Source organism: Nonomuraea sp. NPDC049684, from assembly GCF_044465345.1.
Taxonomy (GTDB): domain Bacteria; phylum Actinomycetota; class Actinomycetes; order Streptosporangiales; family Streptosporangiaceae; genus Nonomuraea.
In genome coordinates, this window is sequence record NZ_JBITLO010000005.1 from 623,388 (window position 1) to 636,332 (window position 12,945).

The following is a 12,945-nucleotide window of genomic DNA, read 5'->3' on the forward strand; positions in this document are numbered from 1 at the left end:
TCGAAAGGCCCCCGCCTGTCCCAGGCGGGGGCCTTTCGGCTTGTCCGGGCGCCTCCGGGCACCCCTGGGCGCCGGGACGGACCCGTCCCGCCGGGGTTCTCCGGCGCGGATGATCTCTCCAGGTGAGCGGGGTTGTGCAGAAATCGTGCACAGCGTGTGGGGGAGAACCCTGGGTTTTCCCCGAATTATGCGGGGAAGTCGCCACGATGGGACAAGCCAACCGTAGGGTCAAAACATGCTGAAGCGCAGGATAAGTCTCGCCACCGCCGTGGCCGGAGCTGCTCTCATCGCGGCCTCGGTCGCCGGGTGCGGTACGAACGTGCAGCCCATCCAGGTCAACCTGGCCGCCTCAGAGGTGCTCGCGCAGGCCGCGCAGAAGACCGCAGAGGTCACCAGCTACACGGTGGACGCCGTCGCGAACGTGACGCACCCCCAAGAAGGCAACGGCAAGGTGCAGGGACGCATGCTCTACCAGAGCAAGCCCCAGCTCGCCGTCGACCTGACCCTCGACACCGTCGACATGGGCGGCCGGAACCTGCCGGGCGGCGTGCGCGCCGTCCTCCAGGGTGACACCGTCTATGTGAAGGTCGAGGCGCTCAAGCAGCTCGTCGGCGCCACCAAGCCGTGGATCAAGGTCGCGCTCAACGAAGTGGGCGACCAGAACCAGGTCAACCAGTACCTCAGCCAGATCCAGCAGTTCGACCTCGCCAACGTGACCAAGCTGGTCACCGTGTCCAAGGACGTGAAGCAGGTCGGCACCGAGAGCGTCAACGGCGCGGACACCACCCACTACAGCGGCACGTTCCCCGTGGACGCCGCCGTCGGCCAGCTGCCCGCCGACAAGCAGCAGCAGGCCAGGACGAACCTCGCCGAGCTCAAGGACGTCAAGTTCGACATCTGGGTGGCCGGCGACGGCCTGCCCCGCAAGCTCACCCTGAACGGCTCCAAGGAGGGCGCGACGCTGGACGCCACCCTGCTGTTCAAGGGCTTCAACGAGCCCGTGAAGGTCGAGGCCCCGCCCGCGGACCAGGTCGGTGAGCTGCCGAAGACGACCGTCAACTGAGAACCGATTTGGAAACTCGGCGACCAGCACGTACTCTGGTCGTTGCCGAAGACCGCCGGTCGTCGTCAGGTGCATCAGTCCTGGCGACCGAAGGATCCACGTTCTGTGGACGGCCCGCGCAGGTGTGATGCGAGTTTCCCATATGGTGCAGTTCCATATGTGAGCCCCGTGCGCCCCTGCGCCCGGGGCTGTTCTCATTTCCAGGGGCCTTCGCCGGCGGCACACCTGGAAGGAGGCCCATGGCGAGGGCGGATAAGGCGACAGCCGTTGCCGAGCTCAAGAGCGAGTTCGAAGGCAGCAGCGCCGCCGTTCTGACCGAGTACCGCGGTCTCACCGTCGCTCAGCTCAAGCAGCTGCGCGTTGCTCTTGGTGAGAATGCGAAGTTCGCCGTGGCGAAGAACACCCTGACCAAGATCGCGGCTAACGAGGCCGGTCTGTCGTTCCCCGACGACCTGCTCACGGGCCCGACCGCGATCGCCTTCGTCAACGGCGACGTTGTCGAGGCGGCCAAGGGTCTGCGTGACTTCGCCAAGGCCAATCCCCTTCTGGTGATCAAGGGTGGTGTCCTCGACGGTAAGACGCTCGACGCCACCGAGATCACCAAGCTCGCCGACCTCGAGTCCCGCGAGGTCCTCCTCGCTAAGCTCGCCGGTGCTCTCAAGGCGAAGCAGAGCGCTGCCGCCGCGGTTTTCGCCGCGCTGCCCACGCAGATGGCTCAGCTGGCCGACGCCCTTCGTGCCAAGCGCGAAGAAGCGGGCGAGTAACACGGGGGTTGCCGCAACTTCCGCGGTCCCGTTCCTAGTTTTCTGCAAGTCCTAAACGTAAGGAAAAGCATCATGGCGAAGCTCAGCACCGACGAGCTGCTCGACGCGTTCAAGGAGATGACCCTCCTCGAGCTGTCCGAGTTCGTGAAGCAGTTCGAAGAGGTCTTCGACGTCAAGGCCGCCGCCCCCGTCGCGGTCGCCGCCGCCCCCGCCGCCGCTGGTGGTGGCGAGGCCGCCGCCGTTGAGGAGCAGGACGAGTTCGACGTCATCCTCGAGGCCGCCGGCGACAAGAAGATCCAGGTCATCAAGGAGATCCGCGCCCTCACGTCCCTGGGCCTCAAGGAGGCCAAGGACCTGGTGGACGGCGCTCCCAAGCCGGTCTTCGACGGCAAGGTCAACAAGGAGCAGGCGGAGAAGGCCAAGGCTGCCCTTGAGGGCGCCGGCGCCACCGTGACCGTGAAGTAACTTCCCACTTCACACAGCTCTTCGAAAGAGGCGGACACACCCTGGTGCCGGGTGTGACCGCCTCTTTTCGCATGTAACGGCTCAGGCTGGTCTCATCGCCCGGCCAACGCGCCTGCCCAGCGTGCGGTCACCCGGAGGCGGGCCCGGTTTCCTGGGCCGCCTCGCGGATCTCGGCGATGGCGCCGGCGTCCATGAAGTCCTTGCAGTGGACGATCCGCCCGTCCCTGATCCGCAGTATCAGCAGCCCCGGGACGGTGATGGCCCGCTGGCCCACCTTGACGTGCGCGTTCTGCTCGACGATCACCACCTCGGGATCCTCCGTACGGTGCAACGCGACCCGCTCCACCTCCTGCGGCACGGCGGGGGAGACGCCCCAGGACGCCCGGTACCCCGCCCGCACCGCCTCCCGCCCCTCGTACGGCGGCAGCCCCCCGAACGGGAACTCGTGCCTCCCGTCCTCCGCGTACAGGTCTGCCAGCTCGTCGGCCGACTTGTGCAGCATCGCCCCATGGAAGGCGCCGACGATCTCCTCGACGGTCATGACCACGACCTCTCGCATTTCGCTCAACAGGCGTTGACTCAACGAGCGTAGAGCGAATTCGGCCGAACGGTCAACACGGGTAGAGTCGGACCGTGAGCGAGCGAGTGCTTCCCCGTGCCGAACGGCGGCGCAGGACCGAGGGAAGGATCCTCGACGCGGCCAGGGCGCTGTTCGCCGAAGTCGGCTACGAGCGCGCCACCATCAGGGCGGTCGCGAAGTCCGCCGAGGTCGACCCGGCCCTGGTCATGCAGTACTTCGGCAACAAGCAGGAGCTCTTCAGGGCCGCCGTGCGCGCCACGCCCGCCCCCGAGGCCGCCGCCACCCCCGAGGAGCTGGTCGAGCACCTGCTCGGCACCCTCGACGTGAAGATGGGCGAGCTGCCCCAGGGCTCACTGGCGATGATGCGTTCGATGCTCACCCATCCCGAGGCGGGCACGGCGGCCCGCGAGGCGCTCGCCCGGCAGGTCGACAGGCTCGCCGCGTCGATCCCCGGCGAGGACGCCCGCCTGCGCGCGGCCCTGATGACCACGATCCTGCTCGGCGTCACCGTCGGCCACCAGCTTCTCGAACTGCCCGAGCTGCGCGACGCCCCGCCGGAGCGCATCGCCCGGTTGCTGCGCCCGAGCCTGCGCGCCCTCACCGGCCCCGACGGCTCATGACGGCGGGCGGGAACGAGCTCCAATTCCTCGGAACGCCGCCACCGCCAGTCCAATCTGGAAGTAAAGTGTGCGGCACGTAATCCCCTGAGTGCTCCCTGTGATCGGGAAGGTGGCCAGTGGGCGTCGAGGTCGTGGTCGAGGGGTTGACCAAGTCGTTCGGTCGGCAGGTCATCTGGGAGGATGTCTCGCTCACGCTGCCCGCGGGTGAGATCTCGGTGCTGCTCGGCCCGTCGGGCACCGGCAAGTCCGTCTTCCTCAAGACGCTGGTCGGCCTGCTGCGTCCCGACCGCGGCCACATCTGGATCGACGGCCACGACCTGGCGAACTGCCCCGAGCGCAAGCTCTACGAGCTGCGCCGGCTGTTCGGCGTGCTGTTCCAGGACGGCGCCCTGTTCGGCTCGCTCGACCTCTACGACAACATCGCCTTCCCGCTGCGCGAGCACACTCAGAAGACCGAGGCCGAGATCCGCCGGATCGTGATGGACAAGATCGACCTGGTCGGGCTGGCCGGCGCCGAGGGCAAGCTGCCCGGCGAGATCTCCGGCGGCATGCGCAAACGCGCCGGCCTGGCCAGGGCGCTGGTGCTCGACCCCGAGATCATCCTGTTCGACGAGCCCGACTCCGGCCTCGACCCGGTCCGCACCGCCTACCTCAACCAGACGATCGTCGACCTCAACGCCGACATCGAGGCTACGTTCCTGATCGTCACCCACGACATCAACACCGCCCGCACGGTCCCCGACAACATCGGCCTGCTGTTCCGCCGCGAGCTGGTCATGTTCGGGCCGCGCGAGATGCTGCTGTCCAGCGACGAGCCGGTGGTGCGGCAGTTCCTCAACGCCCGAAGGCACGGCCCGATCGGCATGTCGGAGGAGAAGGACGTCTCCGAACTGGAGGCCGAGGCCCGGATGGGCGACGATCCCGGCGGGCTGCCGCCGATCCCGCCGCAGCTCATGCCGAGCGGCAACGTGCTGCGCCGTTCGCAGCGGCCGCCCGGCCGGTGGCTGGCGGCCCACGGCGTGATCCCGCCACAGGGCTCGTTCGTGGACGAACGCGGCCGCAACTGGCTGGAGGAGTACCCCCGGCTGATCGACGCCCACGCCGACGGCGTCGCCTAGATCATGAATCCGACCCGGAAGTGCCTCCTCGCGGCCTGCGCGGGTCACCGTACGCATTCGACGGGAAGCGCATGGTGACGGCGGAGGTCGGGCGGTTCGTCGCCATGTCGCTCGACACCGCCAGGGCCGCCGCGCGACGGCCGTTCCAGGTGCGCGAGCTCGTCCGGCAGGCGTGGTTCATCGTCAGCGTGAGCGCCCTGCCCACCGCCCTGGTCGCCATCCCCTTCGGGGCCGTGCTCGCGATGCAGACCGGCAACCTCATCCGCCAGTTCGGCGCCCAGTCCTTCACCGGGGCCACCGCCGTGCTCGGCATCGTCCGCGAGGCGGGCCCGGTGGTGACCGCGCTGATGATCGCGGGCGCGGCCGGCAGCGCGATCTGCGCCGACCTCGGCGCCCGCCGGATCAGGGACGAGATCGACGCCATGGAGGTGCTCGCGGTCGACCCGCTGCACCGGCTCGTCGTGCCCAGGGTCGCCGCCTGCGCGCTGGTCGCGCCGCTGCTCAACGGCCTGGTCGTCACGGTCGGGCTGGTCGCCGGCTACCTGTTCAACGTGGTCGTCCAGGGCGGTTCGCCCGGCGCGTACCTGCAGTCGTTCAACGCCCTGGCCGAGGTCTCCGACCTGTGGGTGTCGGAGGGCAAGGCGCTGGTCTTCGGGGTCACGACGGGGCTCGTGGCCGCGTACAAGGGGCTGGGCGCGGCGGGCGGGCCGAAGGGCGTCGGGGAGGCGGTCAACCAGGCCGTGGTGTTCGCCGCCCTGCTGCTGTTCGCCGAGAACTTCCTGATCAGCGCGGTCTACAACGAGCTGGTGCGGTCATGAGGGCGCTCGACCGGCAGGGCGAGTTCTACGCCAGGGCGGTCAGGGCCCTGCCGGCCGGCGCGCGCTACCGGCGCGAGGTGCTCAGGCTGCTGGCCGAGGTCGCGCTGGGCAGCGGCGGCCTGGCGGTGATCGGCGGCACGATGACGATCGTCGCCTTCATGACCTTCTTCACCGGCACCGAGGTCGGCCTGCAGGGCTACACCGGCCTCGATCGCATCGGCGGCTCGGCCTTCACCGGCTTCCTGTCCAGCTACGTCAACACCCGCGAGATCGCTCCGCTGGTGGCCGCCATCGGCCTGTCGGCCACCGTGGGCTGCGGGTTCACCGCCCAGCTCGGCGCGATGCGGGTCGGCGAGGAGGTCGACGCGCTGGAGGTCATGGCGGTCCCGCCGGTGCCGTTCCTGGTCACCACGCGGCTGATCGCCGGCTTCGCCGCCGTCATGCCCCTGTACGTGCTCGGCCTGCTCGCCTCCTACGTCGCCACCCGCCTGATCGTGACCGTGCTGCACGACCAGTCCACGGGCACCTACGACCACTACTTCGAGCTGTTCCTGTCGCCCTACGACGTGTTGTGGTCCTTCGGCAAGGCGATGGTCTTCGCCGTCCTGGTGATCCTCATCCACTGCTACCACGGCTTCCACGCCACCGGCGGGCCGGCCGGGGTCGGGGTGGCGGTCGGGCGGGCCGTGCGCGCGGTGCTGGTGACGGTCAACGTCGCCAACCTCCTGCTCGGCCTGGCCATCTGGGGCACGACCACGACGGTGAGGCTGGCCGGATGAGACACGGCGTCGCGCTCCTGGCGATCATCGCCGCCTTCACGGCCCTGACGCTGGCCGTCTACACGAAGGCGTTCTCCACCGCCCGGCACGTCACGCTGCTGCTGCCCGCAGCCGGGCTGCAACTCGACCGCCGGGCCGACGTCAAGGTCAACGGGGTCGTGGTCGGCGAGGTGGCCGACCTCGCGCCCGCCGACCACGGCGCCCGCCTCACCCTGGCCCTCGACCACGACGTCGACCGCGGCTCCACCGCCGAGCTGCGCGCCAAGACCCTGTTCGGCGAGAAGTACGTCGCCCTGATCCCGCCCAGCTCGCCGCGCGGCCCATTGCGCGACGGCGACGTGATCAGGTCGTCGGCCGCCGCCGTCGAGATCACCGAGATCCTCGACCGTCTGCTGGCCCACCTGCGCGCCGTCCATCCAGAACGCCTGAACACCGTCCTGAACGCCCTGGCCACCGCCCTCGACGGCCGCGGCGCCCGGCTCGGCACGACCCTGGACAGAACCGACGCCTACCTGCGCCGCCTCCAGCCCCACCTGCCGGCGCTGAAGCGGGACATCGCCAAGCTCGCCGACGTCACAGCCCGCTACGGCCAGGCCGCCCCCGACCTGCTGCGCACCCTCGCCAACAGCGCCGCGATCGGCCGCACCCTCACCGCCGCCCCCCTCGGCCCGGCCACCGCGGCCGTCACCCGGGCCGCCACCGCCACCGACCGCCTGCTGAGCACGGACGAGCCGGGCATCGTCGGCCTGCCGCACGTCGTCCGCCCGGCCCTCGACGTGGCCGCCCACCACGCGCCCGTCATCCCGTGCGTCCTGCGCGGCCTCGACCGCCTCCGGCCACTGCTGGACAACGCCTTCGGCCACGGCAGCGCCAAGGCGGTGCTGGAGATCGTCCGGCCGGCGCACCCGTACGAACCGGGCAAGGACACCCCGCGTTACGCCGACCGCAGGGGCCCGGCCTGCTACGGCCTGCCCGACCACGCGCCCGTGCCCTTCCCGGGGGTGCGCTTCGACGACGGCACGGCCGACCTGGCGAGGCTGATGCTGCGATGAGCACGCTCGGGCCGGCGCTCAAGCTGGCCGTCTTCGCCCTCGTCACCGCCCTGTGCGTGGCCACCCTCGCGATCACGATCTCCGGCGCCCGCTTCACCGCGGCGGTCGTCTACCACGCCCTGTTCACCGACGCCTCGGGGCTGCGCGAGGGCGACGAGGTGCGCATCGCGGGCGTGCGGGTCGGCCGGGTCGAGAGCGTCACGCTGGCGGGCGTCCAGGCCGAGGTCGCCTTCTCCGTACGGCGCACCACCGCGCTGCCCCGCGGGGTCGTGGCCGCCGTCCGCTGGCGCAACCTCGTCGGCGACCGCTACCTGACGCTGTCCACCGGCCCCGGCGGCCCCGGGCTGCTGCCGCCGGGCGCCCGCGTCACCGACACCCGCCCGGCCCTCGACGTCACGGCCCTGTTCAACGGCTTCAGGCCGCTGCTCAACGCCATCCGTCCCCAGGACGTCAACAAGCTGAGCTGGCAGATCGTCCAGGTGCTCCAGGGCGAGGGCGGCACGGTCGAGGCCCTGCTCGGCCACATCGCCTCCCTCACCGGCACGCTCGCCGACCGCGACGCCGTCATCGGCCGCGTGATCACCAACCTCGGCGCGGTGCTCGGCGAGATCGCCGGCCGCGAGCACGACTACGACCGCCTGCTGATCGACCTGCGCGCCCTGATCGGCGGCCTGGCCGGCGACCGCGAGGCCATCGGCGACTCGCTGGCCACCCTCGACCGTCTCACCGCCGTCACCGGCGATCTCGTCCGCAGGGCGCGGCCCGACCTGCGGGCGAGCGTCCGGCACGCCGACGGGCTGCTCAAGGCGCTCAACGCCAGGAGCGCCCTGGTCGAGGACACCCTCGCCCGCGCGCCCGACCGTCTCGGCCGGCTCGTCCGGGCCTCCTCCTACGGGTCCTGGTTCAACTTCTACCTCTGCTCGCTCACGGTCAGGAGCGGCGGCGTGCGCACTCCGACGATCGTCAACGGGAGCCCGCGATGCCACTGACCCCCTTCAGGAGACGCGACCCCGTGCCGCTGGGCGTCGGCGGCATCGTCGTGGCCGTCGCGCTGGTCGTGGCGGCCCTGGCGGTCGGCGGCCTGCCGCGCGGCAGCACGTACTCGGCCGCGTTCGCCGACTCGGCGGGCCTGCGCGAGCACGACGACGTGATGATCGCCGGGGTCAAGGTCGGGGAGGTCACCGGCGTCGATCTCGAAGGCGACCACGTCCGCGTCGACCTGCGGGTGGGCGACGACGTCCGGCTCGGCTCGCTGACCAGGGCGGACATCCGGATCAAGACCCTGCTCGGCGCACATTTCGTCATGCTCGTGCCCGAGGGCGGCGGCCGGCTCCAGGGCCAGATCCCGCTGGCGCGCACGAGCGTCCCCTACGAGGTCGCGCCCGCCGTCGCCGACCTGGGCGCGGCCGCGGGACGCGTCGACGAGCGGGCCCTGGCCGCGGCCATGACCGCGCTGTCGCAGACCATGGAGGGCTCCTCGACGGAGATCAGGGCCTCACTCCGGGGGCTCGGCAGGCTCTCGCGTACCGTCGCCGCCCGCGACGCCCGCCTGCACGACCTGGTGAGCCACGCCCGTACCGTCACCGGCCTGCTGGCCCGCCGCAACGCCGACCTGCACGGCCTGGTCACCGACGGCGACCTGCTGCTGCGCGAGGTTGCCGCGCGGCGGGCCGTCGTGCACGGGCTGCTGGTCAACACGGTGGTGCTGGCCGGGCAGATCGACGGGCTGGTCGCCGACAACAGGACCATGTTGCGACCGGCACTCGAACGGCTGCGCTCGTTCGTCGCCGTGCTGCGCCGCCAGGAGGAGGGCCTCGACCGGTCGCTGGCCCTGCTCGGGCCGTTCGCCCGGCAGCTCGCCGACGCGACCGGCAACGGGCGCTGGTTCGACACGATCATCCAGAACCTGGTCCCGCTGCCCGCCTCGATCCGGCCGCCCGACCCGCTGCCGGAAGGACCCGTGCGATGAGAGGCCCGCTCGTCCTGGCGCTGCTGCTCCTCACCCTGGCCGGCTGCGGTTTCGAGGGGGTGGCCTCGCTGCCGCTGCCCGGCGGCGCCGACCTGGGCGCGCGGCCGTACGCGGTGACGATCCGCTTCGCCGACGCGCTCGACCTGGTGCCGCGCTCGCCGTGCAAGGTCGACGACGTCACCGTGGGCGAGGTCACCGGCGTGGAGCTGGGCGGCGACTGGCGGGCCGACGTGGTCTGCGCGGTACGCGGCGACGTCGCCCTGCCCGACCGCACGTCGGCGGCGATCTCGCAGACGAGCCTGCTGGGGGAGAAGTTCGTCAGGCTGCTGCCCGCCGGGCGCGGGCGGCTGAGCGGCCCGATCCCGGTGGCCCGTACGAGCACGACGGCCGAGGTCGAGGAGGTGCTGTCGGCCGCCTCCCTGCTGGTGGACGGCGGCGGCCTCGACCAGCTCGCGACCGTCAACCGCGAGCTGGCCGACGTGCTCGACGGCCGCTCGGCCCGGCTGAAGGACCTGCTGCGCAGGCTCGGCACGTTCGCCGCGGGGCTCGACGGCTCCAAGAAGCAGATCGTCCGGCTGATCGACGCCCTCGACGGCCTCACCGGCACCCTGGCCGCCCAGCGCGCCACGATCAGGGCCACCGCCACCGAGATCGGCCCGGCCGTCACCCTGCTCAAGGACCAGCGCGCCGGCCTGACCGCCATGCTCGCCGCCCTCGACCGGCTCGGCCGCACCGCCACCCGCGTCGTCGAGCGTTCCCAGGCCGACGCCCTCGCCGACCTCGGCCGCCTGCGCGAGCTCCTGCTCAACCTCGACCGGGCGCGCGACAGCGTCGCGTCGGGGCTGGCGACCGCGATCACGTTCCCGTTCCCCGGGTCGGCCTCGTCCATGCTGCGCGGCGACTACGCCAACACCGACCTGACCGTCGACGCCTCGCCCGGCGCCACGCTGCGCAACCTGCTCGGCGGTGCGCGATGACCGTCAGGCTGGTGGCGTTCGCGCTGATCGGGGTGGTGGCGGTGGCGTACACGCTGGTCAGGTACGCCCGGGTCGGCGCCGACCTGTTCGACCCCGCCTACCGGGTCACGGTCGAGCTGGCCGACGCGGGCGGGCTGTTCGACGGCTCAGAGGTGACCTACCGAGGGGTGCCGATCGGCCGGGTCGAGTCGCTGGCGGTGGCGGGGAACGGCGCGCGGGCCGTGGTCAGGCTCGGGTCCGGCGATCCCGTCCCGGCCCGCGGCCTGCTGGCGGTGGTGGCCAACCGGTCGGGGGTGGGGGAGCAGTACCTGGACCTGCGGCCCGCCGGGGGCGCGGGGCCGTACCTGCGGGAGGGGGACGTGATCGACCGCGCGCACACGCGGCTGCCGGTCCCCACGTCCAAGCTGCTCGGCGACACCGACCGCCTGCTGGCCTCGATCGACCCGCGCGACCTGGAGACGGTGGTCACCGAGCTGGACAAGGGGCTCGGCGGCAACGGGCCGGCCCTGCGACGGCTGGCCGACGCGGGCGAGAAGCTGCTCGCACAGGCCGAGAGCGTGCTTCCCGAGACGGTCGCGGTCCTGAACACCGGGGAGACCGTGCTCGACGCTCAGCGGGCCTCTGGGGGCCATCTGAAGGCATTCGCCGGGAATCTGGCGAGCTTGACGGATTTGCTCCGCGACGGTCGCGGCGACCTCGCCCGCGTGATCGGCCGCACCCCGCGCGCGGCCGAGTCGCTGGAACGCCTGACCGACGGCGTCGCGCCTCACCTGCGCCCGCTGCTGACCCACCTGATGATCGGCGGCCGGACGGTCTCCGCCCGGGTCACCGCCCTCCGGCAGCTCCTGATCGGCTACCCGGCCGCCGTCGCGGGCGCCTTCTCCGTGGTCGACCGGGACGGCCTGCACTTCGGCCTCGACCTCGACCTCAACGTCCCCAGGCCCTGTACCCGCGGCTACGAGGGCGTACGCAGGCGGCAGCCCCACGACGTCAGCGCCCGGCCGCCCGACCCGGAGGCGTTCTGCCGGGAGCCGCGCGGCAGCGCGACCGGCGTGCGCGGCGCCCGCAACGCCCCCGCACCCCAACCGCCTCCGTCGATTCCAGGGCTTCAGGACTGGCTCGCGGGTTATGATCCGGCGACCGGCCGGAAGGGGTGAGCACAGGTGGGAGCACTTCCCGCGCGCCCGGCACGCATCCTCGTGGCCGCCCTCAGCGTGACGCTGGCGGCGCTCGTCGCCGCCGGCGTGTGGATCTCCCTCCAGGCGCGTGACGCGCAGGCCCTGGCCGACGACCGGCAGGCCGCGCTGCTGGCGGCCGGCACCCACGCCAAGAACCTGGTCTCGCTCGACTACAAGACCGTCGACGCCGACGTGCAGCGCATCCTCGACACCTGCACCGGCGGGGCCAGAACCGGCTACCAGGCCATCGCGGGCAAGCTCAAGAGCACCACGGTCGCCAACAAGGTCGTCCAGCACGGCGTCCTGCGCGCGACCGGCCTGGTGTCGATGTCCGGCGGCACGGCGAAGGTGCTGGTGGTGGCCGACGCCGAGATCCGCTGGGACGGCTCCAAGAGCCCGCCCCAGGAGCGCTTCTACCGCTGGACGATGGACGTCACCGAGGTCGGCGGCGTGTGGCTGGTGTCGAAGGTGGTGCAGGTGGTGTGAGAACCGTCACTGTGGTGCTGCTCGGCGTCCTGGTGATCGTCGCGGGCGTGCTGGTGCCCAGGATGTGGTTCGACCTGCGCGACCTGCGGGGGGCCGAAGGGGCCGGGGCCGAGGCGATGGCGACGGCCCGGCAGGTCGCCCCCGACATGTTCTCCTACGACTACCGCTCGGTGGAGGCCGACCTGGCCAGGGCCGGGGCGTACACGACGGGCGAGCTGACCAGGCATTACAAGGAGCTCACCACGTCGCTGGTGTCCAAGGCCAAGGCCGAGAAGACCGTCCGCACCGCGGCCGTCGTGGACGCCGGCGTCGAGCGCGCCACGCCCGACAGGGTCGAGGTCCTGTTGTTCGTGAACATGGTTACGGTAAAAGTAGTGCCGAACCAGGACAGGCCCCAGCAACAGGTGACCCAGAACCGCGCCCGGTTCGTCATGGTCAGGCAAGGCGGGCGATGGCTGGTCGAGGGGCTGTCCACGCTGCTGGGAACGGCCTGAGCCGCCGGGCGTGCCGCTACCTTCAATTGTTACCAAAAATCAGGTTTGGCGAAGCCCTTGATAGGGGTACTCCAGTCACAGCTACATCGGTGGTCGGCATGGGTTCGACCCCCGGGGTGACGGAGCGTTAACCGCCCACGATCGCGGGTATCGTCTTGGGCCTGGCGGTAGGCGCCCGATCACACTGGGGAGAAAACCCAGCGTCCGGGCCTCTAGGCGGCTAAAAGTCGGGCTCGCGGGCTTGACGTTTGCGGCTGAACGGGCGATGCTGCGACCAACGTGGAGCATGCAGCGAGAGCGAAGTGGACAGGCGTGTGCCGTTCGGCTACACTGCCCCTTTGCGCTGCCCTTTGACGACCCGTGATGCTTGCTCACGTTGCGAGGTTGTCTGGCGTGCGTGTAGTCAGTCCGCCGCGAGCCCTCGGAAGGACATCTGTTGGCAGCCTCGCGCAACGCCTCCGCCGTACCCGCTGGTCCCCGTCGCGTCTCTTTCGCGCGCATCCAGGAGCCCCTCGAAGTTCCTGATCTTCTCGCTCTGCAGACCGAGTCGTTCGACTGGTTGCTGGGCAACGAGAAGTGGAA

Annotated in this window: 15 protein-coding genes; 14 read left to right on the forward strand and 1 reads right to left on the reverse strand. The window is 71.2% G+C overall.

Features of this window, described 5'->3' with window-relative positions:
* The first annotated feature begins 235 nt into the window (after positions 1 to 235).
* From ACIBST_RS20365 to rplL, 3 genes are all read left to right on the forward strand, one after another.
* Complete coding sequence (locus ACIBST_RS20365; RefSeq protein ID WP_352325430.1) at positions 236 to 1,063, forward strand: DUF1396 domain-containing protein; 828 nt, start codon at positions 236 to 238, stop codon at positions 1,061 to 1,063.
* A 239-nt stretch (positions 1,064 to 1,302) separates the two neighbouring features.
* Positions 1,303 to 1,827 (forward strand): 50S ribosomal protein L10, encoded by a 525-nt coding sequence (gene rplJ, locus ACIBST_RS20370; RefSeq protein ID WP_125642941.1) that lies wholly within the window; start codon positions 1,303 to 1,305, stop codon positions 1,825 to 1,827.
* A 72-nt stretch (positions 1,828 to 1,899) separates the two neighbouring features.
* Positions 1,900 to 2,292, forward strand: a complete 393-nt coding sequence (gene rplL / locus ACIBST_RS20375) for a 50S ribosomal protein L7/L12 (protein WP_185070580.1) — start codon at positions 1,900 to 1,902, stop codon at positions 2,290 to 2,292.
* A 127-nt stretch (positions 2,293 to 2,419) separates the two neighbouring features.
* On the opposite strand, the gene ACIBST_RS20380 is transcribed toward rplL, so the two are convergent.
* Positions 2,420 to 2,851, reverse strand: coding sequence for a nuclear transport factor 2 family protein (locus ACIBST_RS20380; protein WP_397173554.1), 432 nt, complete (start codon positions 2,849 to 2,851; stop codon positions 2,420 to 2,422).
* 74 nt (positions 2,852 to 2,925) lie between these two features.
* Here ACIBST_RS20380 and ACIBST_RS20385 point away from each other — a divergent pair, with 74 nt between their 5' ends.
* The 11 genes from ACIBST_RS20385 to ACIBST_RS20435 all read left to right on the forward strand — a co-directional run bounded on the left by ACIBST_RS20385 (position 2,926) and on the right by ACIBST_RS20435 (position 12,363).
* Positions 2,926 to 3,492 (forward strand): TetR family transcriptional regulator, encoded by a 567-nt coding sequence (locus ACIBST_RS20385; protein ID WP_397173504.1) that lies wholly within the window; start codon positions 2,926 to 2,928, stop codon positions 3,490 to 3,492.
* 116 nt (positions 3,493 to 3,608) lie between these two features.
* The gene (locus ACIBST_RS20390) at positions 3,609 to 4,610 is read left to right on the forward strand and encodes an ABC transporter ATP-binding protein (protein WP_397173506.1); all 1,002 of its coding nucleotides are present in this window, start codon (positions 3,609 to 3,611) and stop codon (positions 4,608 to 4,610) included.
* A 71-nt stretch (positions 4,611 to 4,681) separates the two neighbouring features.
* Positions 4,682 to 5,428 (forward strand): ABC transporter permease, encoded by a 747-nt coding sequence (locus ACIBST_RS20395; RefSeq protein WP_352325424.1) that lies wholly within the window; start codon positions 4,682 to 4,684, stop codon positions 5,426 to 5,428.
* A complete protein-coding gene (locus ACIBST_RS20400; RefSeq protein WP_397173508.1) occupies positions 5,425 to 6,207 on the forward strand; it encodes an MlaE family ABC transporter permease in 783 nt (260 codons plus the stop codon). Before ACIBST_RS20395 ends, ACIBST_RS20400 begins: the two co-directional genes overlap by 4 nt.
* A complete protein-coding gene (locus tag ACIBST_RS20405; protein WP_397173510.1) occupies positions 6,204 to 7,259 on the forward strand; it encodes an MCE family protein in 1,056 nt (351 codons plus the stop codon). The genes ACIBST_RS20400 and ACIBST_RS20405 overlap by 4 nt, the downstream gene beginning before the upstream one ends.
* Positions 7,256 to 8,248, forward strand: a complete 993-nt coding sequence (locus tag ACIBST_RS20410; protein ID WP_397173512.1) for an MCE family protein — start codon at positions 7,256 to 7,258, stop codon at positions 8,246 to 8,248. The genes ACIBST_RS20405 and ACIBST_RS20410 overlap by 4 nt, the downstream gene beginning before the upstream one ends.
* Positions 8,239 to 9,228: an MCE family protein gene (locus ACIBST_RS20415; protein WP_397173513.1), complete on the forward strand. Its 990-nt coding sequence runs from the start codon at positions 8,239 to 8,241 to the stop codon at positions 9,226 to 9,228. Before ACIBST_RS20410 ends, ACIBST_RS20415 begins: the two co-directional genes overlap by 10 nt.
* Entirely contained in the window at positions 9,225 to 10,205 is a 981-nt protein-coding gene (locus ACIBST_RS20420; protein ID WP_397173515.1) for an MCE family protein, read from the forward strand. The genes ACIBST_RS20415 and ACIBST_RS20420 overlap by 4 nt, the downstream gene beginning before the upstream one ends.
* Positions 10,202 to 11,362 (forward strand): MlaD family protein, encoded by a 1,161-nt coding sequence (locus ACIBST_RS20425; RefSeq protein ID WP_397173517.1) that lies wholly within the window; start codon positions 10,202 to 10,204, stop codon positions 11,360 to 11,362. The genes ACIBST_RS20420 and ACIBST_RS20425 overlap by 4 nt, the downstream gene beginning before the upstream one ends.
* A 6-nt stretch (positions 11,363 to 11,368) precedes the next feature.
* Positions 11,369 to 11,869 carry a hypothetical protein gene (locus tag ACIBST_RS20430; RefSeq protein ID WP_397173519.1) on the forward strand — a complete coding sequence of 167 codons (501 nt, stop codon included), beginning with the start codon at positions 11,369 to 11,371 and terminating at the stop codon, positions 11,867 to 11,869.
* Complete coding sequence (locus ACIBST_RS20435) at positions 11,866 to 12,363, forward strand: hypothetical protein (RefSeq protein WP_364326192.1); 498 nt, start codon at positions 11,866 to 11,868, stop codon at positions 12,361 to 12,363. Before ACIBST_RS20430 ends, ACIBST_RS20435 begins: the two co-directional genes overlap by 4 nt.
* Positions 12,364 to 12,945 lie beyond the last annotated feature (582 nt).

Excerpts from the sequence above, each read along its gene's own strand:
- ACIBST_RS20380 (WP_397173554.1), bottom strand. The coding sequence starts at position 2,851 with ATGCGAGAGGTCGTGGTCATGACCGTCGAGGAGATCGTCGGCGCCTTC.
- ACIBST_RS20400 (WP_397173508.1), top strand. The coding sequence starts at position 5,425 with ATGAGGGCGCTCGACCGGCAGGGCGAGTTCTACGCCAGGGCGGTCAGG.
- rplL (WP_185070580.1), top strand. The coding sequence starts at position 1,900 with ATGGCGAAGCTCAGCACCGACGAGCTGCTCGACGCGTTCAAGGAGATG.
- ACIBST_RS20395 (WP_352325424.1), top strand. The coding sequence starts at position 4,682 with ATGGTGACGGCGGAGGTCGGGCGGTTCGTCGCCATGTCGCTCGACACC.
- ACIBST_RS20410 (WP_397173512.1), top strand. The coding sequence starts at position 7,256 with ATGAGCACGCTCGGGCCGGCGCTCAAGCTGGCCGTCTTCGCCCTCGTC.
- ACIBST_RS20365 (WP_352325430.1), top strand. The coding sequence starts at position 236 with ATGCTGAAGCGCAGGATAAGTCTCGCCACCGCCGTGGCCGGAGCTGCT.
- rplJ (WP_125642941.1), top strand. The coding sequence starts at position 1,303 with ATGGCGAGGGCGGATAAGGCGACAGCCGTTGCCGAGCTCAAGAGCGAG.
- ACIBST_RS20415 (WP_397173513.1), top strand. The coding sequence starts at position 8,239 with ATGCCACTGACCCCCTTCAGGAGACGCGACCCCGTGCCGCTGGGCGTC.
- ACIBST_RS20405 (WP_397173510.1), top strand. The coding sequence starts at position 6,204 with ATGAGACACGGCGTCGCGCTCCTGGCGATCATCGCCGCCTTCACGGCC.
- ACIBST_RS20420 (WP_397173515.1), top strand. The coding sequence starts at position 9,225 with ATGAGAGGCCCGCTCGTCCTGGCGCTGCTGCTCCTCACCCTGGCCGGC.
- ACIBST_RS20425 (WP_397173517.1), top strand. The coding sequence starts at position 10,202 with ATGACCGTCAGGCTGGTGGCGTTCGCGCTGATCGGGGTGGTGGCGGTG.